Consider the following 23899-nt stretch of genomic DNA (forward strand, 5'->3'; position numbering starts at 1 on the left):
GTATGCACACTTCCACCACCAGTACCGCAATTTTAGAACCTTGGACTGCCGAACAACTCAAACAAGCAACACAGGGTTATTGGTTTAATGGGCAAACACCGCAAGGCGACATTCAACGTATTTTGACCGATTCACGTCATGCCAAAGCAGGCGATGCCTTTTTGGCTTTAAAAGGTGAGCGTTTTGATGCGCATGACTTTGTGGCACAAGTGGCGACACAGGGCTGCTTTATGGCAATTGTCAGCCAGCCTGTAGACGCAGATATTTGCCAATTGGTCGTGCGTGATACTCGTTTGGCCTTAGGGCACTTGGGTGCATTTCGTCGTCAGCAACATCCACAATTAAAAGTGATTGCGTTAACAGGCAGTAGTGGCAAAACCACCACTAAAGAAATGCTCGGTAGTATTTTGTCACGTTTGGCACCGACTTTAATTACCCGTGGCAACCTGAATAATGACTTGGGTGTGCCGATGATGTTATTGGAGTTGAATGCTAGCCATCAATATGCAGTGATGGAATTGGGCGCCAGTCATCAAGGTGAAATCGATTACACCTCAAACTTGGTGCAGCCGCAGGTGGCAGGCATTATCAATATTGGTACTGCGCATTTGGGTGAGTTTGGTGGGCGTGATGGTATTTGTCGGGCCAAGTCTGAAATTTATGCACATATTGCCTCGCAAGGTACAGCGATTGTCCCTGCTGCCGATGATTTTGCCGAACAGATTCAGCAAGCGGTTCAGTCAGAACAGCGTCTAAGTTTTGGTGCAGGCGGTGATGTGTTTGCGACAGACATTCAGTTGCAGCCACAATCGGCAAGTTTTTGTTTAAATACTGCCCAAGGTGTGCGTCAGATTCACTTGCCATTCGCGGGTGAACACAATGTTCAGAATGCTACGGCTGCTGCTACTTTTGCACTGGCAATTGGCGTAAGTTTAGATGATATTGTCGCAGGCTTAGAACAGGCGCAGGGGGCAAAAGGGCGCTTGAACTTTATTCAGCAAGGCACACATTTGTTCATTGACGACACCTATAATGCCAATCCAACCTCTATGCGTGCTGCAGGCGAAGTCCTTGCACAGCAAACAGGTGTGCGAGTTATGGTCATTGGTGATATTGGTGAGCTGGGCAATAGTGCAGCACAACAGCACTATATGTTGGGGCGTGATTTGGTGTCTATTGGTGGCATCAACTTTGTGGTGGCGGTCGGTGAATTTGCACCTGCGACCCAAGAAGGTGCGCGTAGTACCCAATATGGAAAAAAATTACAGGCTTTTGTCACTCAAGAACAAGCCTTGCCGTTTTTAATTGATCTGGTAAAAACACATCAACCTCAGTCCATGAGTTTCCTATTTAAAGGTTCTCGTTATACCCATATGGAAACGTTGATGGCTGCATTGATGGAGAAAATTTAAATGCTGTTATGGTTATTTGAACAGCTGGCGGGCTATAACAGCTCGTTTCAGGTGGTTCGTTATTTAACATTACGTTCATTACTGAGTGTATTGACTGCGCTTGGCATCGGTTTGGTGCTAGGCCCTGTGATGATTCGTAAACTGCAAGCATTAAAATACGGTCAGGCAGTCAGCTCTTATGCACCTGAAGGGCATGCCAAAAAAATGGGTACGCCAACCATGGGCGGGGTATTAATCCTGCTTTCCATTGGTATTTCGACCCTATTATGGGCAGATTTATCTAACCCTTATGTCTGGATTGTACTTGCGGTCATGGTCATTTTTGGCGCTGTAGGCTGGGCAGATGACTGGATTAAAATTCGCTACAAAGACAATGCGGGTTTGCCTGCGCGTAAAAAGTTCTTTTGGACTTCGGTGGCATCATTGGGTGCAGGTATTGCGTTGTATGTGATTGCAACCCAACAGCCAAATCCTGCACAAACCGCAGATATGCTGGATGTTTTGATCCCATTTTTTAAAGATTTCAGTATTCCTTTGTCATTGATTCCACTCGGTATAGGCTTCATTATCTTTACCTATTTGGTCATTAACGGTGCCTCAAATGCGGTAAACCTGACCGATGGTTTAGATGGCTTGGCGATTATGCCAATCGTATTAGTTGCGGCCGGTTTGGGTGTATTTGCCTACTTGGCAGGGGATGTTCGTTTTGCCGATTATCTGCATATTCCTTATGTGAAATATGCGTCTGAGTTGGTGGTAATCTGTGCCGCGATGATTGGTGCAGGCTTAGCCTTCCTGTGGTATAACGCGCATCCTGCACAAGTCTTTATGGGCGATGTCGGTGCACTGTCTTTGGGGGCAATGCTAGGTACGATTGCCGTCATGGTACGGCAGGAAATCGTATTTGCGATTATGGGCGGGGTGTTTGTGGTTGAAGCGATTTCGGTATTCTTGCAAATTGGTTCACTACGCATGCGCAATAAACGGGTATTCTTAATGGCGCCGTTGCATCACCACTATGAAAAGAAAGGCTGGCGTGAAACCCAAGTGGTGATTCGGTTCTGGATTATCACAATTATGCTGGTGGTTTTAGGTTTAATGACCTTAAAATTACGTTAAGCCTATCCAACCGAAAATTTTAAAAGTCGGCACTCGCCGACTTTTTTATGTCGTCCACTCTGGAGAAAATGATGAATTTGCTGATGTGTCCTGTATGTCGTCAGGTATTGCAACTGCATGATCGAACATGGCGTTGTGCCAGCAATCACAGTTATGATGTTGCGAAACAAGGCTACGTCAATTTACATGTGGTGCAACATAAGCACAGTAAAAATCCAGGGGATACACCTACTTCTGTGCAGGCACGCCGTGCATTTTTAAGTGCAGGGCATTATGCGCCCTTGCAACAGGCGGTGGTGCAAAAAATTCGTGCCTTACGCATCGAAAATTTGTTGGATATTGGTTGTGGTGAAGGTTATTACACTGCTGCCATGCAAGGCGAAGTGTTGCAGTGTGTCGGGGTGGATATTGCCAAGAATGCCGTACAAGTAGCGGCAAAATTGAATTCCGCAGTGACTTGGGTGGTGGGGACAGGAGCAACCTTGCCTGTTTTGGAGCATTGTATTGATTTATGTGCCAGTCTGTTTAGCCCAATCCCGCAACATGAAATTTTACGGGTTTTAAAACCACTAGGTTATTTGTTGGTGGTGACGCCTGCGCCTGAGCATTTATTGGCGATGCGTCAAGCGTTGTTCGAAGAGGTAAAGCCACATGAACCCGAAAAATTTATCACCCAATTACAAACTACTTTTGATTTGATTGATGCCAGCGTGGTGGAAACACCATTACAGCTCAATCAAAGCGATTTAATTCATTTAATTGCTATGACACCTTATGCCTATAAAGCCAAAGCAGAGCGCCGTCAGGCATTGGAACAGCGAACCCAGTTTGACGTGACAGCACAGCATCAAATTTATCTGTTTCAGAAAAAATAAGTTTGAATAGCCCATAAAAAAGCCCTCATCTTTGCTTGAGAGGGCTTTTTTCTGACTGCTTGTCTGTGGTTATAAGACTTCGTCAATTAAGTTTTCTAACGCATCGGGAGCAGGTTTAGGTGCTGCATTTGGTTTGGCAGGGCTGTTGTTTGGCGCGTGCATGGCAGGCGGTGCAGCATTGTCAGGAATTAATACCTCATCGCCTGGTAAATCGTCAAAATCTCGCTCAGGCGCACGTGCTGGCGCAACAGGTGCAGGTCGATACAGTGGACGTGCCAATGGCGGTGAAGCACGATAATCCTGCTTCTGTTCTGCATTCATTTGATTGAGTTCACGTTGTGGCGCTTTGGCTTTGCTGTCTAAACTGACCCATGCTTCAGGTGTGCCTTTAAGTGCATTGCCCATAAAGTCTGTCCAAATTGGCAGCGCTGCAACCCCCCCATATTCACGACGTCCTAAAGTTGTTGGTTGGTCAAAGCCCACCCAAGCCACAGTCACCAGTTTGCCGTTGAAACCTGCGAACCAAGCGTCTTTTGCATCGTTGGTGGTTCCTGTTTTACCGCCAATATCACCACGACCAATTCTGAGCGCAGCACGTCCAGTACCATGTTGAATTACGTCACGTAAAATATTGGACATATCATACGCCGAGCTAGATTTTAAAATACGTTGTGCCTGTTTGTACTGACTACGCTCTGCCAATAATTGTGGATCCTGTTCAGCTTGTGCCAGTTTTTTATTGGTCACTTCAATCACTTCATCATCTGGTGTGGTGGCTTCGGCGCTTTCAGTCGTTTGTTCTTTGGAATTAATACAAGCAATACACGCATATTCAGGATTGGCTTGATAAATCACCTTGCCATAAGCATCTTCAATACGGTTAATGAAGTGCGGTTGAATACGGTAACCACCGTTGGCAAAAGTGGCATAGCCCGTTGCCATTTGAATAGGCAAAACTTGTGGTGTACCCAATGCAATGGTGTAGTTACGTGGAATCTGATCTTCCTGTAATCCAAAATCCATAAGCAGTTGGCGGGTACGTTCAATCCCTACATTTTGCAATAAACGCACTGAAACCGTGTTACGAGATAAATAGAGTGCACGACGTAACGGAATCATGCCTAAATGACGACCATCGGAGTTACGTGGTGACCATTTGCCAATGGTGATTGGACTGTCATTGACCATAGTATGTGGTGTCATACCACGCTCTAAAGCCAGTGCATACACAAAAGGTTTAATGGTAGAACCAGGTTGACGCCAACCTTGTAAAGTACGGTTGAACTTAGATTGATAGAAATTATATCCACCGACCAACGCTTCAATGGCGCCATTATTTGGGTTAATTGCGACCAATTGACCTTGCACTTTCGGTACTTGTACCAATGACCAAGCGGTTTTATTTTCATTTGGACGTAAACGGACAATATCTTTAACTTTTACAATCTGTGCCGCGCGACTTGGCGCATTGCCTACACTGTTGGCATTGCGATAGGGGCGTGCCCAAGACATACCTGACCACGGTACAGTAACCGTTGTGCCATCTTGCATTAACGCTTCAAAAGAATTATTCAGCACTTTGCTGACTTGCGCAGGGTAGGTGTTGGCATAAGCACGAAACTCGTTCAGCGGTTTGTCGTGTGCCTCTGCGCCACGCCAACCGTGGCGACGGTCATAGGCTTCTAAGCCTTCTTGAACCGCCTGTTCTGCATACATCTGACGTTTGCTGTCTACCGTCGTATAAACTTTATAGCCTGAATCAACAGCTTGTTCGCCAAATTTACTGACCAGTTCAGCACGTACCATTTCCCCAATATACGGATGTTTATTGCTGATGCTGCGGTCTGGCATATCTAAATTAATGGGTTCAGCAATGGCTTTTTGATATTCATTTTGATTGATATAGCCCAGTTGCAGCATACGTCCCAAAATCCAGTTGCGACGCTCCAAAGCACGTTCAGGATTCACCACAGGATTGTAGCGCGAAGGTGCTTTAGGTAGGCCTGCAATCATCGCCATTTGTGCAATCGACAGTTCTTCTAGGCTTTTGTTGTAATAAATTTTGGCAGCTGCCGCGATGCCATAGGCATTTTTACCCAAAAAGATTTTATTGACGTATAAAGTCAAAATTTCTTCTTTGCTTAGGTTCTGTTCAATTTTACGTGCTAAAAAGATTTCGGTGAGTTTACGCTTTAAGGTACGTTCAGGACTGAGATAATAGTTTTTTGCTACTTGCATGGTAATGGTTGAGCCACCAGTTTGCACATTGGAGCCTGTTACCGCCTCGCTCACCGCGCGCCCCAAGCCTTTGAAGCTAATCCCACTGTGTTCAAAAAAGGCAGAATCTTCGGCAGCCAAAAAAGCTAAAATAAATTTTTCAGGAATATGTTCATAATCGACAGGCACAGAAAGCTTGCCGCCATACTCGGCAATTAGCTCATTATCGGCACTATAAACCTGCAATGGTTTTAATAATGGCGCTTTTTTTAAGGTGGTCATTTCTGGCAAAGATGGGGCAATATAGAGATACATGCCATAGAAACCCATCGGTATTGCGACCAAAATTATAATTATGATCAAAAAAAATGGATGAACACGACCCGAACAAGATAGCTTTTTCATAACAAGTGCGTTTTAATAAGCGCTAATAGCAAACTAATTGCTGGTCAGTATAGCGAGTAGATTTACGGATTGTTAGATGAATTATTGTATCCGTAAAAAATTATAGACCAGCGCGGATTAGTAGGTTAAATTTTTTTGGGGATAAAAAAATAATAGGAATGGTACTATTGTGCGTAGGTTATATCGTAAGCCAAGTAAGGGGTTAATAGGTGTAGATATTAGTTCTACTTCTGTTAAGTTATTAGAACTCTCTGTTAAGAATGGTAGATACTGGGTCGAGAGCTATGCGCTGGTCCCACTTCCAGAAGGCAGTGTGGTTGAAAAAAACATTCTCAATCCAGAAGCAGTCGGGGATGCGCTTGAACGTGCATTGAACTTAGCAAACACGCAATCTACATCTGCAGCATTAGCAATTCCAACCTCAATGGTGATTACCAAAATCATTGAAATGGATGCAGATATGACTAGCGATGAGCGTGAAGTTCAAATTCGTATGGACGCCGAGCAATATATTCCATTCCCATTAGATGAAGTCAGCCTAGACTTTGAAGTCCAACCAGACCGTTTAGCCAATCCAAACCGAGTCAATGTGTTACTGGTTGCAACACGTTTAGAAAACGTGGAAGCACGAGTTGAAGCATTGGATTTAGGTGGATTGACCGCCAAAATTGCCGATGTCGAAAGTTTTGCCATCGAAAATGCCTTTAAAGTGTTCTCCGATACCCTGCCAATGGGTGTGAACACCATTGGTATTTTGGATATTGGTCACACCATGACCACCTTGTCGGTGCTGCAAAATAACAAAATTATTTACACCCGCGAACAAACCTTTGGCGGTAAGCAGCTGACACAAGAAATTCAAAACCGTTATGGTTTGTCGTATGAAGAAGCAGGACGTGCGAAAAAAAGCCGTACTTTGCCAGATGACTACGATGTAGAGGTGCTCGAACCGTTCTTAGAAGCGGTGGTGCAACAAGCGGCACGTTCATTGCAGTTCTTTTTCTCATCTTCACAATTTAACGAAATTGATCACATTTTATTGGCAGGGGGGAATGCCAATATTCCAGGTCTTGCGAAGTTGTTGCAGCAAAAACTGGGCTACCGTGTGACCATTGCCAATCCATTCTTACAAATGGGCTTCTCTCCACAAATCGACATTAAAAGAATTGAAAGTGATGCGCCGTCATTGATGGTGGCATGTGGTTTAGCAATGAGGAGTTTTGATTAATGGCAAAGATTAACTTACTCCCTTGGCGCGATGAGCTAAGAGAAAAACGTAAAAAAGAATTTATTGTATTTTGTATTGCAGCGGCTGCTGTTGGGGTGTTATTGGTGGCTTTGGCGTGGTTCTTCTACAACGCGAAGTTACAAGATCAAGAACAAGCCAATCAATTGGTGATCAGTACCAACCAAAACCTAGATGTACAATTAAAATCTTTAGAAGGCTTGCAAGAACAGCGTAATGCTATTGTTGAGCGCATGAAGCTTATTCAGGGCTTACAAAGTCAGCGTCCAATTGCCGTGCGTTTGGTGGATGAATTGGTGCGTGTGACACCAAGCAATATGTACTTAACCAAAGTGAGTCGTACAGGCAATAAATTCACTTTTGAAGGCAAGGCTGAAAGTCCAAATACTGTGGCTGAATTCTTGCGTAATTTGGAAGCATCGCCGTGGTATCGCAATGCATTTATGAATTCATTCTTAGCCAAAGAAGAAAATAAAGATAAAGCACCAAGCTCTGTGGTTCCTCGTGTAGAGGAAAGTTACGGTACTTTTGTAGTGACTTCAGATTTAGAAGAAATTGCAATTCCAGTAACACCAACAGAATCTAATTCAACATCAGCAGCGGGGGCAGCACAATGAGTCTCGATGAATTTGATGAAGTAAATCAGGATGCTGCTGTTGCTCCGAAAAAGAAAATGACAGTTGAAAAGTTTTTTCAACAGTTCAATACCCTAGATCCTAACAATTATGGTTCTTGGCCACTTTCGGTCAAAATTACCTGCTGGATTTTTATTATTTTCCTGATTCTAGCTTTAGGTTACTTTGTCGTAATCAAGCCAAAGTTAGATGCCATTGCAGCAGCACATACACAAGAACAAAACTTGTTAAATGAGTTTCGCGAAAAAGATTCTAAATTACGTAATTTGCAGCAATACCAAGCGCAATTACAAGAAATGGAAGCGAACTTTAACCAACAACTTGAACAATTGCCAAAAGAAACTGAAATTCCAGGTTTAGTTGAAGATATTAACGTGACAGGCGTGAATTCAGGTTTGAAGTTTAAAAACATTCGTTTAGAGAATGAAATTAAACAAGAGTTCTTTATTGAACAGCCAATTTCAATTGAAGCGACAGGCGATTATCATGCCTTTGGTTCATTTGTAAGTGGTACTGCAGCATTGCCGCGTATTGTGACCATGCATGATTTTGAAATTGTGGCGACTGAAAATAAAGACAAGAAAACAGATATTCCACAAGTGACATATAAAGCGCAAGCGAAGACATATCGTTATGTGGGTAGTGCAGATACACAAACTGCGGCTAACACTGCTGGAGGGGCACAGTAATGAAAATTGAAAAGCTTTCGTTGGCTCTACTGGCAACTGTGTTAATGGTAGGCTGTGATTCTCGAATTGATGCAGTCAATGCACAAATGGCTGAAATCCGTAATCAGCCACCATTGCCGATTGAACCTGCCCCCGTGTTTGAGCCTGCGCCAACATTCAACTATGCAGCACACCAGCTCAAAAGCCCATTTATGCCAAGTTCATTGGCGGCAGAGCTTAAAATTATGGCAGGGAAGCGCGTTTATCCGAACCTTGCTCGCCAGTTACAACCACTGGAAAATTACGCACTTGAGTCACTGACTATGAAAGGCAGTATGCGTCAAAATGGTCAAATTTTGGCATTGATTCAAACACCTGATGGTGAAATTGAGCGTATCCAGCGTGGTAGCTATATGGGGGTAAATCATGGTCGTGTGGTGAATATTACACCTACACAAATTGATTTAATCGAAATTATTCCAGATGGTCGTGAAGGTTATGTAGAACGTCCAAGAAGTTTAGTTTTAATTGGGCCTGCGCCATAAATTAAAGGAATAAAAATGAATAACAGTGTGAAAGATTTTATTTTTGGGGATGGTAATACAATGAACAATTTGTTCCGTCAGTTTTCAATGGGCGCAGTCGCAATGGCAGTGATGCAAGTTGCCAATGCCCAAGTCAGCATTACCAACATCGTACCCATGCAAATTCCGGGACAGGGCACCGAAATTCGTGTCATGTTTAATGGTTTGCCACCTCAACCTGCAGCATATCAGCTGGAACAACCTTCCCGCTTGATTTTAGATTTTGATAAAGCGCAACAAACGCTTAAGCAAAACAGCGTTGCAGTCGCGACCAAAGAAGCCAGCTCTGTAGAGGTAAGCTCAGATGCACAGCGTTCACGTTTAACTGTGAACTTGGCCGATGCGGGCGCATTTACCACGCGTGTTGAAGGCAACACCTTTATTTTAAAAATCAACTCAACAACGGCAACCCCTGTGGCTGCCGTGACTGCCCAACGTAGTGCGCAAGGTGTATCCAATATTGGTTTCCAGCGTGGCGGTGAAGGCGAAGGTCAGGTGGTGATTGATCTACTCGGTAGCAATACGCCTGTAGATGTGCAGCAGCAAGGCAGCAAAATTGTGGTGCGTACTTTAGGCAATAAAGTACCAACACATTTGGCACGCCGTTTAAATGTAAATGATTTTGCAACACCTGTGTCGACCATTGATGCACATAATGATGGCAGCAATGGCGTGATTACCATTCAAGCTGCAGGCAGCTATGAATATATGGCATATCAGGCAGAAGACAAGCTAACCATCAGCTTAAAACGCCCTGTCGATAAAAACCCGTTTAAACCGCGTGCAGCGCAAAGCTATACAGGCAAAAAGATTTCACTGGATTTCCAAGACATCGAAGTGCGTCGTGTATTGCAGTTATTGGCTGATTTCACAGGCATTAACATGGTGGCAGCAGACACTGTGCAAGGCAACATTACCTTACGTTTAAAAGATGTACCTTGGGATCAGGCTTTAGATATTATCCTGAAAACCAAAAACTTAGATAAGCGTCGTAATGGCAACGTGATTTGGATTGCACCTGTTTCTGAATTGATTAAAGCCGAAGAAGAAGAAGCCAAAGCGATTGCGCAAAGTGTGAAACTGGCGCCACTACAAACTGAATATATTCAATTGAACTATGCCAAAGCGGCAGATATTGAAAAACTAATTACGCAAGGCAAGAATGCATCACGTGGTGGTTCAAATACCAATACAGGTACTGATCCATTAGGCGATAGCGTTGGTAGCTTGTTGAGTCCACGCGGTACAGTGTCGGTAGATCCACGTACCAATACCTTAATCATCAACGATACATCGGCAAAAATTGATCAGATTCGTCAAATGATTGATTTGCTTGATGTGTCTGTGAAGCAGGTGATGATTGAAGCACGTATTGTTCGTGCAACCACAGATTTCACCAAAGAAATGGGGGTGAAGTGGGGCATCTTGTCACAAGGGATTACCAACAATAATCACTTGTTAGTCGGTGGTAGTGATACGACCTTGTGGAACTTGCGTGAACCAGAAAAAGATGATGATACGGGTGGTTGGAAGTATGAAATTGAACGTCCGCAAAACCTGAATGTCGATTTAGGAGTGACCAGTGCAGGTGCTAGCCGCATTGCCTTTGGTTTAATCAGTTTGTCTGACTTTATGCTAGATTTGGAATTGTCTGCATTACAAGCCGATGGTTACGGTGAAGTGATTTCGACACCAAAAATCCTGACTGCAGATAAGCAAAATGCCAAAGTGGCATCGGGTACGCAAATTCCGTATCAATCTTCTGAAGGTGGTGGTGTCAATGCCGTATCTACTACAGAATTCATTGATGCGACTTTAAGTTTGGATGTGACCCCAAGTATCACGCCTGACGGTAAAGTCCAAATGCAATTAAATATCACCAGTGACTCACCAGGGACACCTACACCTACAGGTCAGCTCACCATTAACAAGAACGCGGTGAATACCAACGTTTTGGTAGATAATGGTGAAACTGTGGTCTTGGGTGGTATTTTTGAGCAACAAACGGCTAACTCACAAACCAAAGTTCCATTCTTGGGCGATATTCCTTATATCGGACGTTTATTCCGTAAAGATATCAAGTCGGACAACAAACGTGAGTTGCTGATTTTTGTTACACCACGAATTGTTAATGACAGTGTTTCAAGAAATCATTAATATATTTTCAATTTAAACAAAATTTATAGGTGACTCCTTGCTAAGCAAAGAGTTTGACACCCTACCAAATATCTATTTGGTAGGGCCGATGGGGGCAGGCAAGACCACTGTAGGACGCCATTTGGCGGAATTGTTAGGGCGTGAATTTCTAGATAGTGATCATGAAATTGAACGCAAAACTGGCGCTACGATCCCTTGGATCTTTGAAAAAGAAGGTGAACAAGGGTTTCGTAGTCGTGAAACAGCGGTTATTGATGAGTTAACCACACGGCATAAACTTGTACTTGCTACAGGTGGCGGTGCGGTGACTCAAGCCCCGAATCGAGACTTCTTAAAACAACGTGGTATTGTTGTTTATCTATATACCCCTGTCGAAATTCAACTTCAGCGAACCTATCGCGACAAAAACCGTCCTTTACTTCAAGTCGAAAACCCCGAACAAAGATTACGCGATTTGCTTGCAGTGCGTGATCCGTTGTATCGTGAGGTGGCACATTATATTATTGAAACCAATCAGGGTGCTGCGCGAGATTTGGCGCAAAAAATCTTAAATACGATTGTTTCAGAGCAAATATCTTAGGTAGAAAGCGACTTTTTCATGCAGACTTTACACGTTGAACTCGGCGATCGCCGTTACCCAATTTTTATTGGCAGTGATCTTCAACCCCAAGAATTACTTGCACCTTATATTAAAGGTCAGCAAGTCATGATTGTGACCAATACCACGGTTGCACCTTTGTATTTAAGTCATTATGTGACGGCTGTTGAAGCACTCGGTAAGAAAGTGGCAACCTGTATTTTGCCTGATGGAGAAAAATACAAAGATATTCAGCATCTCACCCTTATTTTTGATGCCTTGCTGGAAGCTGGTTTTAACCGTGATTGTACGGTGCTGGCTTTGGGCGGTGGCGTGATTGGCGATATGGCAGGTTTTGCTTCGGCAAGTTTTCAGCGTGGAGTGTACTTCATTCAAGTACCGACCACTTTATTGTCGCAGGTCGATTCAAGTGTCGGTGGCAAAACAGGGATTAATCATCCATTGGGTAAAAACATGATTGGCGCGTTTCAGCAACCCCAAGTGGTGCTGGCCGATATGTCGCAACTGAATACTTTACCTGAGCGCGAGTTGTCTGCAGGCTTAGCCGAAGTCATTAAATATGCGCTTTTGGGTGATGTCGAGTTTCTAGAATGGCTTGAAACGCACATGGAAGCATTAGTGGCGCGTGATCCTGCTGTACTGGCAGAAGCGGTATATCGTTCATGTGCACATAAAGCGCGTATTGTTGCCAATGATGAAAAAGAGCAAGGTGAACGCGCTTTATTGAATCTTGGGCATACTTTTGGGCACGCAATTGAATCTTATTTGGGTTATGGTGAATGGTTACACGGTGAAGCTGTTGCGACAGGGATGGTGATGGCAGCCGATTTATCACAGCGTATGGGCTGGATTTCTGCCGAAGATGTAGAGCGTACAAAAAATATCATTTCTCGCGCCAATTTACCGATAGTATGTCCGCAAATTCCACTGGATCAGTTTTTGGCTTATATGGCACACGATAAAAAAGTGCTGAATGGTCAATTACGTTTGGTGCTCATGAAGCAATTGGGTCAAGCCATCATCACCAAAGAGTTTGACTTAGAATTGATGAAACAGGCGATTTCAGCCAATCAAGCATAAAAGGCAGCATATGACAGCACTGCGTACACACTGGCAAAAAATTCAACAGTCAATTTGGTTGCTGGGCGCGGTGCTGTGTTTATTGGCGGCACTGATTTTTTGGGCGGTGACTGACCGTGAAGAACTGGTTGAAATTGAAAAACAACCAGAGTCTGAAATTGAATTACAAATTCAACCCGAAAAGGTTGCTGCAACCACCTATTTGGGTGGCTTGCAAGAAGAAGTCCGCCCTTTGGAACTCACCACGCGTTTAACGGCTTCTGGTTTGCATGAGGCTGAGTTTCGCGGTACTAAATTTATTCAGGAACAAAAAAATAACAGCACGATTGAACTGTTTCGGGTCAATGATGAAAACATCATTAAAAGTTTTATTAAAAAGCAAACAGATCGAAGCAAGCTGTTTTATATCCGTTTAAGCGGTGAGGGGCAGGCTGAACAATATGTGATGTTATACGGCAGTTTTGGCAATAAACGCGAAGCCGCACAAACCTTGACCGCACTGCCATTCAAATTTCCTGAAACCATTCAGCCTGTTGTGGTGCAATTTGCTGACTATCGTCCTTATGTCAATGACTTAGGGGCGGATGAAATGGGGCTGAGCACTAAGCTATATGCGGTAAATTTACGTCCAGCAGCTGTGCCTAAAATAGATGAAAGTGCTTTGGCACGTCCACCTGCAACCACAACGACTGCACCGACTACGCAGGCAGTTGCACCGCAAAATAGTACCACCAGCACTACAATTACCCGCCGTGATCAGGAGGGTAATGTCGTTGATGTACAAAAATCACAAAGTGGTACAGCACCTGCTCAGCCAGATGCACCTGAACCTGAAGTGCGCGATCCTTTTAACTAATCATAAACACTTCCAATATTCTTTTAGCTCAAGTCGAGTCATTCAAATAGCTACTTGAGCTTTATCCTTTTTGTCTATTATTTGCATTGAGCTATTTTGGCTCAATTGCACCAATTTGATCTAAAAAAATTATTCTTCTCACTAAAAAATGCGTTCTAAAATGGCGCAGCATGGTGTATAAAAATAATGAAATGCACAAAAATAGTGCGAATTTGACTTAAAAATGTGATCTGATTTTACATTTTTAGGGTTAAAGCTGAGATTTGGCTCATGTGCGAATAAAAAATAAAGTTGGCATTGTTTTTGCTTTTATTGGTGCGTGAATTGAGTTGTTGTCCCTATTTTGGCGCAAAAAAGATTCAATGATTGTGCGAAACTGTCAAATTTGCCTGCTACATTAAAGTGTAAAAGTTGCGTAAATGATGAATCGGTCACTCAGGCTTTTTAATCGGTATTGATTGAAATAAATGTGTGACATTTCATTTACCCAAGGTTGATGTTTAGAGTTGTAAATTGAGTTAAATCGCAAAAACAGATTGTTTAATTGGCCCAATTGGGCAAGTAAAAGAAGGGTACGCTATGCACATGCCATCGCCTAATACTGTAGCTCCCGCTCAAGGTTTATACCAACCGGATGAGTTTAAAGATAACTGTGGTTTCGGTTTAATTGCCCATATGCAGGGTGATGCAAGCCATGATCTCGTCAAGACTGCCATTCATAGTTTAAGTTGCATGACCCACCGTGGTGGTATTGCCGCAGACGGTAAAACGGGCGATGGATGTGGTTTGCTGTTGGCGATGCCAAAGCAATTTTTCCGCGAAGAAGCAAAACGCTTAAGTGACATTACCCTGAGCGAAATTTTTGCAGTGGGTACGGTCTTTCTGAACCTAGACCCAGTCTTAGCGACACATGCCAAAAACATCCTGGCCAAAGAAATTGAAGCAGAAGGCTGTAAAGTATTGGCTTGGCGTGTGGTGCCAACCAATAATGAGGCATTGGGCGAAATCGCCATGCAGTCTTTGCCTGCTTTTGAGCAAATTATTGTCAATTGCCCATTGGGGGTGACTGAGGTTGAATTTAACCGTAAATTATTCTTGGCACGTCGTCGTGCCGAGCAGCAATTGACTGCTGATCCATATTTTTATGTGACCACGCTATGCTCAACCGTGATCAGCTATAAAGGTTTGATGATGCCTGCAGCGATTGCAGACTTTTATACCGACCTTGCCGATGAACGTTTGGAATCACATATTGTGGTGTTCCACCAGCGCTTCTCGACCAACACTTTGCCACGTTGGCCGTTGGCGCAGCCTTTCCGTTACTTGGCACACAATGGTGAAATCAACACCATTACCGCCAACCGTAACTGGGCGATGGCACGTACCCCTAAATTTGAAAATCCATTATTGCCAGGTTTGACAGAGCTAAACCCAATTGTAAACCGTACAGGTTCAGACTCCTCAAGCTTAGACAATATGCTGGAAATTCTGGTGGGTGGCGGAATGGATTTATTCCGTGCCTTGCGTATGTTGGTTCCGCCTGCATGGCAGAACGTCGAAACCATTGATGCCGATTTACGCGCCTTCTATGAATTTAACTCTAAACACATGGAAGCGTGGGATGGCCCTGCAGGTTTAGTGATTCAGGATGGTCGTCATGCCATCTGTATGCTAGACCGTAATGGCTTACGTCCTGCACGTTGGGTGATCACTAAAAATGGCTACATTACTTTGGCCTCTGAAATTGGGGTATGGGGCTATGAACCTGAAGATGTAATTTCTAAAGGACGTGTTGGCCCTGGGCAAATTTTGGTGGTGGATACCTTTACCGGCAAAGTGCTCGATACGCAGGATGTAAATAACCATCTGAAAAGAATGCGTCCTTACCGTGAATGGTTACGTGAAAATTCAATCCGTTTACAAGGTAGCCCAGAGCTTGAAGAATATTTGTGTGATCAGGGTTTAAAAGGTGATGCCTTAAAAGCCGCACAAAAAATGTTTATGGTGACCTTCGAAGAGCGTGATCAATTATTGCGTCCAATCGCAGAAAGTGGTCAGGAAGCCGTGGGTTCCATGGGTGATGATACCCCAATGGCAGTATTGTCACGTCAGGTTCGTCATGTGTCGGATTATTTCCGTCAGCAGTTTGCGCAGGTGACCAATCCACCGATTGACCCATTACGTGAATCGATCGTGATGTCTTTGGAAACCTGTTTAGGGCGTGAACAAAACGTATTTGAGCAAGGTCCAGAACATGCCGACCGCTTGATTATCTCAAGCCCTGTGTTGACCAACTCCAAAATGCACCAAATTCGCACTTTGGGTCGTAAAGGCTATGAAATTGCCGACATCGACCTGAACTATGCCGAAAATGAAGGTTTGCAAGCTGCAATTCAACGGATTTGCGAAACTGCTGCACAAGCGGTGCGTGAGGGTAAAACTTTATTGGTACTCACCGATAAAAAAATCCGTGAAGGTTACTTGCCTGCGAATGCGGTCATGGCGACTGGTGCGGTGCATCACCACTTAATTCAAGTCGGTTTACGTACCGATGCCAACATTATTGTGGAAACAGGTTTTGCTCGTGATCCGCACCAATTTGCAGTATTGCTCGGTTTTGGTGCAACTGCGGTGTATCCATATTTGGCTTATGATGTGATCAATGACTTGATTGCCAAAGGTGAGTTATTGGGCGACCCTGTCTATGCACAAAGCAATTTCCGCAAAGGCATTGAAAAAGGCTTGCTCAAAGTCTTGTCCAAAATGGGGATTTCAACCGTAGCCTCTTACCGTGGTGGTCAGTTGTTTGAAGCAGTCGGCTTATCTGCCGAAGTGGTGAATACTTGCTTTATTGGTGTGCCAAGTCGTATTCAGGGGGCTACCTTTGCCGACCTTGAAAATGATCAGAAAAAACTGGCAGACACTGCATGGAAATCACGTAAACCAATTGATCAGGGCGGTCTGCTGAAATTTGTATTTGGCAAGGAATACCATGCCTTTAACCCAGATGTGATCAATGCCTTACACAAAGCGGTGCGTTCAGGCAATTATGCAGATTTTAAAGAATATGCAGAAATCGTGAATAATCGCCCAATTGCAACCATTCGTGATCTCTTTAAATTGAAAACAGACAATTCAATTGCCTTAGATCAAGTTGAATCGGTTGAGCAAATTTTACCGCGTTTTGACTCTGCGGGCATGTCTTTGGGTGCTTTGTCGCCAGAAGCACATGAAGCGATTGCGATTGCCATGAACACCATTGGTGGGCGTTCAAACTCAGGTGAGGGCGGTGAAGACCCTGCGCGTTACGGCACGATTCGTAACTCAAAAATCAAACAGATTGCTTCGGGACGTTTTGGGGTCACACCTGCTTACTTAACCTCTGCAGAAGTGTTGCAGATTAAAGTGGCGCAGGGTGCAAAACCAGGCGAGGGTGGTCAGTTACCGGGTGGTAAAGTGAATGGCTTGATTGCCCGTTTACGTTACTCTGTGCCGGGTGTGACTTTGATTTCACCACCGCCACACCACGATATTTATTCGATTGAAGACTTGTCACAATTGATTTTCGATTTAAAACAAGTCAATCCGCAAGCCATGGTATCGGTCAAACTGGTGTCTGAACCGGGTGTGGGTACCATTGCAGCAGGTGTCGCTAAAGCCTATGCCGACTTCATTACTATCTCGGGCTATGATGGCGGTACAGCAGCATCGCCACTGTCATCTATTCACCATGCAGGTTCGCCGTGGGAATTGGGTTTAAGTGAGGCGCATCAGGCATTACGTGTGAATGACTTGCGTGGCAAAGTTCGTGTGCAAACCGATGGTGGCTTAAAAACTGGTTTAGATGTGGTGAAAGCGGCAATTTTAGGTGCGGAAAGCTTCGGTTTTGGTTCAACGCCAATGATTGCCTTAGGTTGTAAATACTTGCGTATCTGTCACTTAAATAACTGTGCAACAGGGGTAGCAACGCAGCAAGATCATTTGCGTCAGGAACACTATATTGGTGAACCACAAATGCTGATCAACTTCTTCACTTTCATTGCGGAAGAAACCCGTGAATGGTTAGCTGCACTGGGGGTTGCTAGCTTGAAAGACTTGATTGGTCGTACCGACTTGCTAGAAATTTTACCAGGTGAAACCGAAAAACATGCGCACTTGGATTTAAGTGCCTTGTTGGAATCGCACCCTGCGGCAGAAGGCAAAGCACAATATTGTCAGGTTGAAGGCAATGCACCATTTGACAAAGGCGTCTTGGCTGAAAAAATGATTGCAGAGATGTTGCCTGCAATTGAAGCAGGTACAGGTGGCGAGTATTACTTTAATGTGAGCAACTGTGACCGTTCTATTGGTGCACGTATTTCAGGTGAAATTGCCCGTCGTTATGGTAACTTGAGCATGGAACATCATCCTGTCAAAGTGAATCTTACAGGTACTGCAGGGCAGTCTTTAGGTGTTTGGAATGCAGGTGGTTTGCATATCAAACTTGAAGGTGATGCCAATGACTATGTGGGTAAAGGCATGGCGGGGGGACGAATTTCTATCTTCCCACCAAAAGGTTCGCCATTCCAAACGCAGAATACGGCCATTATTGGTAATACCTGCCTCTATGGTGCAACCGGTGGTAAATTATTTGCTGCGGGTACGGCAGGTGAGCGCTTTGCGGTGCGTAACTCAGGTGCCTTCGCTGTGATTGAAGGGGCAGGCGACCACTGCTGTGAATATATGACTGGGGGGATTGTCACGGTATTGGGCAAAGTGGGACACAACTTTGGTGCGGGTATGACTGGTGGTTTTGCCTACGTACTCGATTTGGACAATGACTTTGTAGACCGTTACAACCACGAACTGATTGAGCTGAATCGTATTTCGACTGAAGCGATGGAAGAACATAAAGCATTCTTAGGACGTATTTTAGATGAACACATTGCCGAAACAGGCAGTGCGTGGGCGTATAAGATCCGTCATGAGTTTGATTTCTATAGCCGTAAATTCTGGTTGGTAAAACCAAAAGCTGCCAACTTGCAGACTTTGTTGAAAACCACCCAAGCAGATCCACAATAATCCACGACTCAGCATTCGGCAGATGTGGATAACTTTAGACTTATACCCAGTGTAAATGTCGCGTTATCCACATCCACCTACGGAGAAAGACATGGCAGAACGCCTACATAATGACTTTCAATTTCTGGATGTAGCACGCCAAGATCCAGAGAAAAAAGATCTCGATGTCCGCAAAAATGAGTTTGTGGAAATTTATAAACCGTTTACTGCAGAAGTGGCGGCCAATCAGACCCATCGTTGTTTGGGCTGTGGTAACCCGTACTGTGAATGGAAATGCCCGGTGCATAACTACATTCCGAACTGGCTTAAACTAATTTCGGAAGGCCGTATTTTTCAGGCAGCAGAATTGTGTCATCAAACCAATACTTTGCCTGAAGTCTGTGGACGGGTTTGTCCGCAAGACCGTTTGTGTGAAGGCGCATGTACTTTAAATGATGGTTTTGGTGCAGTCACCATTGGCAATGCCGAAAAGTACATCAACGATACTGCTTTTGCCTTGGGCTGGCGTCCAGATATGTCGCATGTGAAATGGACAGATAAAAAAGTGGCGATTATTGGTGCAGGCCCTGCAGGTTTGGGCTGTGCTGATATTTTGGTGCGTAATGGCGTCAAACCGGTAGTCTTTGACAAACGCCCTGAAATTGGTGGCTTGCTCACCTTTGGTATTCCAGAATTTAAAATGGAAAAAGACGTGATGAAACGCCGCCGAGAAATTTTTTCTGGCATGGGGGTTGAATTCCGTTTAAATACCGAAATTGGTACAGATATAACGATTGAACAATTGCTTGCAGATTACGATGCCGTGTTCATGGGCATGGGCACTTATACCTATATGAAAGGTGGATTTGCTGGTGAAGATTTAGATGGTGTTTATGATGCGCTGGATTTCTTGATTGCCAATGTTAACCGTTGCCAAGGCTGGGAAAAAGACCCTGCAGAATACATCAGTGTTGAAGGCAAAAAAGTGATTGTACTGGGTGGTGGAGATACTGCCATGGACTGTAACCGTACTTCTATTCGTCAAGGTGCGCAGGAGGTTACTTGTGCCTACCGTCGTGATGAAGCCAATATGCCAGGTTCACGCCGTGAAGTGACCAATGCACGTGAAGAAGGGGTGAACTTCTCATTTAATCGACAACCCATTGAAATTGTGGGTGAAAATGGTAAAGTCACTGGTGTCAAAGTGGTCACCACACAATTGGGTGAGCCTGACAGTCGTGGTCGTCGCAGCCCAGAGCCTGTTCCAGGTTCCGAAGAAGTTTTAGCTGCAGATGCCGTTTTGCTTGCTTTTGGTTTCCGTGCCAGCCCTGCAGATTGGTTTGCCTCTGCCAATGTTGGGGTTGACGGTTCAGGTCGTGTAGTGGCAGCAGAACAGCAAACATTTAAGTTCCAAACGTCTAACCCGAAAATTTTTGCAGGGGGCGATATGGTGCGTGGTTCTGATTTGGTCGTGACTGCAATTTGGGAAGGTCGTCAGGCGGCAGAAGGTATTTTAGATTATTTAGAGATCTAAACGAGTTTGTTTTGCTTAGATCTTGAAAGGGCTGAGTTTTAAGGAATTCAGTCCTTTTTTATTGGATATTTTATCTAGCTCATCTTCTTGTGGAATATATTGCCATCCCTAATTCATATAAGGTTTAAGAGCTGAAACTTCAACATCAATTCAATCTGCTGTGCAAGGTTATTGTTGGATGTAAACAGTTTGGTGATTCGCTCGATTAAACAAAATACACAAACAGGTCAGAATTTCACGTTAGAATGAAATCATTTCAAACAAATACAAAGATAAGTTAGAGGTTAATTTATGAATTTCACAAAAAAAACCATGCTCGCAGTGGCTTTAACCAGTACTTTGACATTAAGCGGATGTGGCTATAACACCTTACAAGTGAAAGATGAAGCCGTGACTGCCTCTTGGTCAGAAGTCCAAAACCAATATCAACGCCGTGCCGATTTAGTGCCAAACTTGGTGAATGTGGTCAAAGGCTATGCCAAGCATGAAGAACAAGTCTTGACTGAAGTCACTCAGGCACGTGCCAATGTCGCAGGCTTAAAAGTGGATAAATCGGTATTGGAAGACCCAGCACTATTCCAAAAATATCAGGAAGCACAGGCGCAAATGACCAGTGCCTTATCACGTTTAATTGCGGTGTCTGAAAACTATCCAGACTTAAAAGCCAATGAGCAATTCCGTGATTTACAAGTACAACTAGAAGGCACAGAAAACCGTATTGCCGTGGCGCGTAACCGTTACATCAGCACAGTACAAGACTTTAACAGCTATGCACGCCAGTTCCCGCAAGTCATGACCGCAAAAGTCATTGGCATGGACACCAAACCAAACTTCAGTGCCGAACAAAGCGCACAAACAGCACCGAAAGTTTCGTTTGAATAACGCCTAGGAGGATGTCTGGATGCTGCAATCGCACAGCAAGACCTGTATAAATATAGGGCAGATGCTGCTGCTCATGGCAGTTATGTGTTTCAGCTGCCTGGCATATAGTGAAGTTGCTACAGCAACCGATGAAACTGCCGAAGCTGTGGTGCTGGGTAAAATTGTGCAGCAACAGCATCCTCAAAATGCCAACCCTATCCCAGATCTTGCAAACTCACGCCAGTCTACATCGAGCACTCAGCAAGCACCTGTAGAAACACCCGTTCAGCAACCGCAAATTGCCAATGATATGGCAGAGGGTGAATCTATCCGTGCTTTGCCGACCTTGAATCAGCCCGTAGTAGATCAAGCCAATTTGCTCACTGCTGCAGAAAAACAGCAAATCAGCCAGCGGATTTTAAATTTACATCAACACGCCAAAGCGCAAATTGGGGTGGTGATTGTACCGACCACAGGGCAGGAAGATGTTTTTGATTTTGCCATGCGGGTCGCAGAACAATGGCAGTTGGGTTCTGCCAAGCAAGACAATGGTGTGTTGATGGCAATTGCAGTCAATGACCGCCGTATTCAAATTTTAACGGGGTATGGTTTAGAGGGCGTGCTACCCGATATTGTGGTCAGTCGGATTATTAACCAACGCATTACCCCCTATTTTAAACAAGCGCAATATGCACAAGGCATAGATGCAGGCGTGGCAGAAATTGAACGGATTTTAAACTTAGACCCCGAAGTTGCTGCACAGGCGGCGCAAGAACTGAAACAGCGTCAGGAACAAGCTTTGCAAGAACAACAGGCGCGTGAAAAAACCTTGAGCACTGCTTTATTTATTTTAATTGCAGGGGTAATTGGCTCACTGATTGTTGGAAAACGCTTAAGTGCTTCAACCGCTGCCGTGGCAGGTACAGTGGCAGGTTTGGTCTATGGTGCAGGCTTAATCACCAGTTTAATGATTGGCGCGGGAATTTTCTTTTTACTCATCACTGCCATTGCACAGACTATTTTCCAAATTTTCTTGTCCTCTGCAGGGCGTGGAGGCGGACGTGGTGGTGGTTTTGGCGGCGGCGGTTTTGGTGGCGGTGGCTATAGCGGCGGCGGTGGTGGCTTTGGTGGGGGAGGAGCATCAGGATCATGGTAACTACAACAGATACAACAGAAATTATTACTCAACCGAAAATGGACATTGCAGCCCGTCCGAGTGTAAAGCGTTGGCTGAAGCATTTCTTTTATTTGCCTGCTACTAAGCGTTTTTTTAATGCACAAGATCAACATGCCATTGCAGAAGCGGTGACTGCTGCCGAGCATGGGCATGTAGGTGAAATTCAGGTGGTGATAGAAGGCTGTTTACCGTCACGTTTGGCCTACTCTATAGACACCCATGCTCGCGCACGTCAGTTGTTTGCAGAATTAGGTGTTTGGGATACTGAACTAAACAGCGGCGTTTTGCTGTACCTGAATTTGTGTGAACGCAAAGTGGAAATTGTGATTGACCGTGGTATTAAAACGGCAACTACGCAACAGGTGTGGGATGAAGTCTGTGCACATATTGTGCAGGGGTTGGCACAGCAGCAGTTTCGGCAAGCGGTAATCACAGGCGTACAAGAAATTGGTGAAATTTTGGATGCGTTTTATGACCGCCAGTTGCTAGATCAGCAAAATGAATTGAGCAATGCGCCGATTATTTTGGGGTAATTAATTACACATTGATTACATAAGAGCTCAAATTCACTTAGTAAGATTAAAAGCCAACAAACCGATTATTCTACCGAAAGGTTCTGCCATTAATAACGAGACGGTTGCAATGGAGGCTGGACGTAAACGAGGCTCGATTAAAAAGAGCCGTCATGCTGCATTAATTGAGGCTATTGAGCAAGCTGCGCGAGAAGCAGGGCAAAATGTTCTTTCGCCGACACAACAGATAGAACAGGCTTAAAATAAAACTAAAGCTGTGAGAACTGATGACGAACAGTTAAAAGAAGATTATAAAAAACTGCAATTCACTATTGCTAGAAAATTTTGAGTTAAAAAAAACGCATCAAATTTGATGCGTTTTTTTTATTAACAGAAATTACTCAATTTTACCTACTGTACAATTATTTGCAAATTCAGCAACTACATCTGTTAAGCATGCCCAAGTACCACCAGAACTAGCTCCAGCTGGAGTATAAGTATAACGTACTTTTTTGTCTTGCAAGTTTTTATTTACATTTTTACCAAAAGTATAGTCAATAGTTGCACTAGTTCCATCTGCCGCGAAAGCAGGGTAACTAACAGTTCCATATTTACCAGTTAATGTAACACCAAGTTCATTTGCGTCTTTACTGCTAGCCTTATACGCAGTTCCTTGATCCACTTTTTCTTGGATGGCCGTCTTTGCTCCAGATAGTAGTACCTGTGACTCTGAAAATTGAGAACGTGCAATATAATTTTGATAAGCAGGAATCGCAATTGCAGCCAAAATACCAATAATAGCGACAACTATCATCAACTCGATAAGCGTAAAGCCTTTTTGAGCGTTCATAAACATTCTCCACAAACGTTGTTAATTTAATTATAAGCTTTGTAAGCTATTTTAATATTAGCACTAAACGTGC

At 44.1% G+C, this 23899-nt stretch carries 18 protein-coding genes and 1 pseudogene; 17 read left to right on the top strand and 2 right to left on the bottom strand.

What is annotated here, in order from left to right:
• The first annotated feature begins 2 nt into the window (after nt 1-2).
• The 3 genes from murF (at nt 3) to FTU58_RS07255 (ending at nt 3406) form a co-directional block, all read left to right on the top strand.
• Nucleotides 3-1412: a UDP-N-acetylmuramoyl-tripeptide--D-alanyl-D-alanine ligase gene (gene murF / locus FTU58_RS07245; RefSeq protein ID WP_180062262.1), complete on the top strand. Its 1410-nt coding sequence runs from the start codon at nt 3-5 to the stop codon at nt 1410-1412.
• Nucleotides 1413-2531, top strand: coding sequence for a phospho-N-acetylmuramoyl-pentapeptide-transferase (mraY, locus tag FTU58_RS07250; RefSeq protein ID WP_019836136.1), 1119 nt, complete (start codon nt 1413-1415; stop codon nt 2529-2531).
• 71 nt (nt 2532-2602) lie between these two features.
• A complete protein-coding gene (locus FTU58_RS07255; RefSeq protein ID WP_131260646.1) occupies nt 2603-3406 on the top strand; it encodes a putative RNA methyltransferase in 804 nt (267 codons plus the stop codon).
• Between the two features lie 69 nt (nt 3407-3475).
• Here FTU58_RS07255 and ponA read toward each other — a convergent pair whose 3' ends face one another.
• Complete coding sequence (ponA, locus tag FTU58_RS07260; protein WP_180062263.1) at nt 3476-6028, bottom strand: penicillin-binding protein PBP1a; 2553 nt, start codon at nt 6026-6028, stop codon at nt 3476-3478.
• A 169-nt stretch (nt 6029-6197) separates the two neighbouring features.
• On the opposite strand from ponA, the gene FTU58_RS07265 reads away from it, so the two are divergent.
• The 14 genes and pseudogenes from FTU58_RS07265 to FTU58_RS07330 all read left to right on the top strand — a co-directional run bounded on the left by FTU58_RS07265 (nt 6198) and on the right by FTU58_RS07330 (nt 23350).
• On the top strand, nt 6198-7256 hold the full coding sequence (locus FTU58_RS07265) for a pilus assembly protein PilM (RefSeq protein ID WP_179991402.1): 1059 nt from the start codon (nt 6198-6200) through the stop codon (nt 7254-7256).
• Complete coding sequence (locus tag FTU58_RS07270) at nt 7256-7891, top strand: PilN domain-containing protein (protein ID WP_004974461.1); 636 nt, start codon at nt 7256-7258, stop codon at nt 7889-7891. The genes FTU58_RS07265 and FTU58_RS07270 overlap by 1 nt, the downstream gene beginning before the upstream one ends.
• Entirely contained in the window at nt 7888-8598 is a 711-nt protein-coding gene (locus tag FTU58_RS07275) for a type 4a pilus biogenesis protein PilO (protein WP_180062264.1), read from the top strand. Before FTU58_RS07270 ends, FTU58_RS07275 begins: the two co-directional genes overlap by 4 nt.
• A complete protein-coding gene (locus FTU58_RS07280; RefSeq protein ID WP_104852650.1) occupies nt 8598-9122 on the top strand; it encodes a pilus assembly protein PilP in 525 nt (174 codons plus the stop codon). Before FTU58_RS07275 ends, FTU58_RS07280 begins: the two co-directional genes overlap by 1 nt.
• A gap of 60 nt (nt 9123-9182) precedes the next feature.
• Nucleotides 9183-11318, top strand: a complete 2136-nt coding sequence (locus tag FTU58_RS07285; protein WP_180062294.1) for a type IV pilus secretin PilQ — start codon at nt 9183-9185, stop codon at nt 11316-11318.
• Nucleotides 11319-11355: 37 nt separating this feature from the next.
• Nucleotides 11356-11898, top strand: coding sequence for a shikimate kinase AroK (gene aroK, locus FTU58_RS07290; protein ID WP_004974468.1), 543 nt, complete (start codon nt 11356-11358; stop codon nt 11896-11898).
• 18 nt (nt 11899-11916) lie between these two features.
• Nucleotides 11917-12996 carry a 3-dehydroquinate synthase gene (aroB, locus tag FTU58_RS07295; RefSeq protein WP_180062265.1) on the top strand — a complete coding sequence of 360 codons (1080 nt, stop codon included), beginning with the start codon at nt 11917-11919 and terminating at the stop codon, nt 12994-12996.
• 10 nt (nt 12997-13006) lie between these two features.
• Nucleotides 13007-13852, top strand: coding sequence for a hypothetical protein (locus FTU58_RS07300; RefSeq protein WP_180062266.1), 846 nt, complete (start codon nt 13007-13009; stop codon nt 13850-13852).
• Between the two features lie 585 nt (nt 13853-14437).
• The gene (gene gltB / locus FTU58_RS07305) at nt 14438-18913 is read left to right on the top strand and encodes a glutamate synthase large subunit (RefSeq protein WP_180062267.1); all 4476 of its coding nucleotides are present in this window, start codon (nt 14438-14440) and stop codon (nt 18911-18913) included.
• A gap of 91 nt (nt 18914-19004) precedes the next feature.
• The gene (locus FTU58_RS07310) at nt 19005-20426 is read left to right on the top strand and encodes an FAD-dependent oxidoreductase (RefSeq protein ID WP_180062268.1); all 1422 of its coding nucleotides are present in this window, start codon (nt 19005-19007) and stop codon (nt 20424-20426) included.
• Between the two features lie 291 nt (nt 20427-20717).
• A complete protein-coding gene (locus FTU58_RS07315; RefSeq protein WP_019836149.1) occupies nt 20718-21308 on the top strand; it encodes a LemA family protein in 591 nt (196 codons plus the stop codon).
• A gap of 19 nt (nt 21309-21327) precedes the next feature.
• Complete coding sequence (locus FTU58_RS07320) at nt 21328-22443, top strand: YgcG family protein (protein WP_180062269.1); 1116 nt, start codon at nt 21328-21330, stop codon at nt 22441-22443.
• Nucleotides 22437-22997, top strand: a complete 561-nt coding sequence (locus FTU58_RS07325; RefSeq protein ID WP_180062270.1) for a TPM domain-containing protein — start codon at nt 22437-22439, stop codon at nt 22995-22997. The genes FTU58_RS07320 and FTU58_RS07325 overlap by 7 nt, the downstream gene beginning before the upstream one ends.
• A gap of 10 nt (nt 22998-23007) precedes the next feature.
• Nucleotides 23008-23350: pseudogene (locus FTU58_RS07330) on the top strand (hypothetical protein).
• 23 nt (nt 23351-23373) lie between these two features.
• On the opposite strand, the gene FTU58_RS07335 reads toward FTU58_RS07330, so the two are convergent.
• Nucleotides 23374-23826, bottom strand: coding sequence for a pilin (locus FTU58_RS07335; protein WP_180062271.1), 453 nt, complete (start codon nt 23824-23826; stop codon nt 23374-23376).
• Nucleotides 23827-23899 lie beyond the last annotated feature (73 nt).

It is taken from the genome of Acinetobacter sp. YH12120, from assembly GCF_013418795.1.
Lineage (GTDB): Bacteria > Pseudomonadota > Gammaproteobacteria > Pseudomonadales > Moraxellaceae > Acinetobacter > Acinetobacter towneri.

What these genes read in the sequence shown, in the direction of transcription:
- murF (WP_180062262.1), top strand. Translation starts at nt 3, where the DNA reads ATGCACACTTCCACCACCAGTACCGCAATTTTAGAACCTTGGACTGCC.
- mraY (WP_019836136.1), top strand. Translation starts at nt 1,413, where the DNA reads ATGCTGTTATGGTTATTTGAACAGCTGGCGGGCTATAACAGCTCGTTT.
- FTU58_RS07255 (WP_131260646.1), top strand. Translation starts at nt 2,603, where the DNA reads ATGAATTTGCTGATGTGTCCTGTATGTCGTCAGGTATTGCAACTGCAT.
- ponA (WP_180062263.1), bottom strand. Translation starts at nt 6,028, where the DNA reads ATGAAAAAGCTATCTTGTTCGGGTCGTGTTCATCCATTTTTTTTGATC.
- FTU58_RS07270 (WP_004974461.1), top strand. Translation starts at nt 7,256, where the DNA reads ATGGCAAAGATTAACTTACTCCCTTGGCGCGATGAGCTAAGAGAAAAA.
- FTU58_RS07275 (WP_180062264.1), top strand. Translation starts at nt 7,888, where the DNA reads ATGAGTCTCGATGAATTTGATGAAGTAAATCAGGATGCTGCTGTTGCT.
- FTU58_RS07280 (WP_104852650.1), top strand. Translation starts at nt 8,598, where the DNA reads ATGAAAATTGAAAAGCTTTCGTTGGCTCTACTGGCAACTGTGTTAATG.
- FTU58_RS07285 (WP_180062294.1), top strand. Translation starts at nt 9,183, where the DNA reads ATGAACAATTTGTTCCGTCAGTTTTCAATGGGCGCAGTCGCAATGGCA.
- aroB (WP_180062265.1), top strand. Translation starts at nt 11,917, where the DNA reads ATGCAGACTTTACACGTTGAACTCGGCGATCGCCGTTACCCAATTTTT.
- FTU58_RS07300 (WP_180062266.1), top strand. Translation starts at nt 13,007, where the DNA reads ATGACAGCACTGCGTACACACTGGCAAAAAATTCAACAGTCAATTTGG.
- gltB (WP_180062267.1), top strand. Translation starts at nt 14,438, where the DNA reads ATGCCATCGCCTAATACTGTAGCTCCCGCTCAAGGTTTATACCAACCG.
- FTU58_RS07310 (WP_180062268.1), top strand. Translation starts at nt 19,005, where the DNA reads ATGGCAGAACGCCTACATAATGACTTTCAATTTCTGGATGTAGCACGC.
- FTU58_RS07315 (WP_019836149.1), top strand. Translation starts at nt 20,718, where the DNA reads ATGAATTTCACAAAAAAAACCATGCTCGCAGTGGCTTTAACCAGTACT.
- FTU58_RS07320 (WP_180062269.1), top strand. Translation starts at nt 21,328, where the DNA reads ATGCTGCAATCGCACAGCAAGACCTGTATAAATATAGGGCAGATGCTG.
- FTU58_RS07325 (WP_180062270.1), top strand. Translation starts at nt 22,437, where the DNA reads ATGGTAACTACAACAGATACAACAGAAATTATTACTCAACCGAAAATG.
- FTU58_RS07335 (WP_180062271.1), bottom strand. Translation starts at nt 23,826, where the DNA reads ATGAACGCTCAAAAAGGCTTTACGCTTATCGAGTTGATGATAGTTGTC.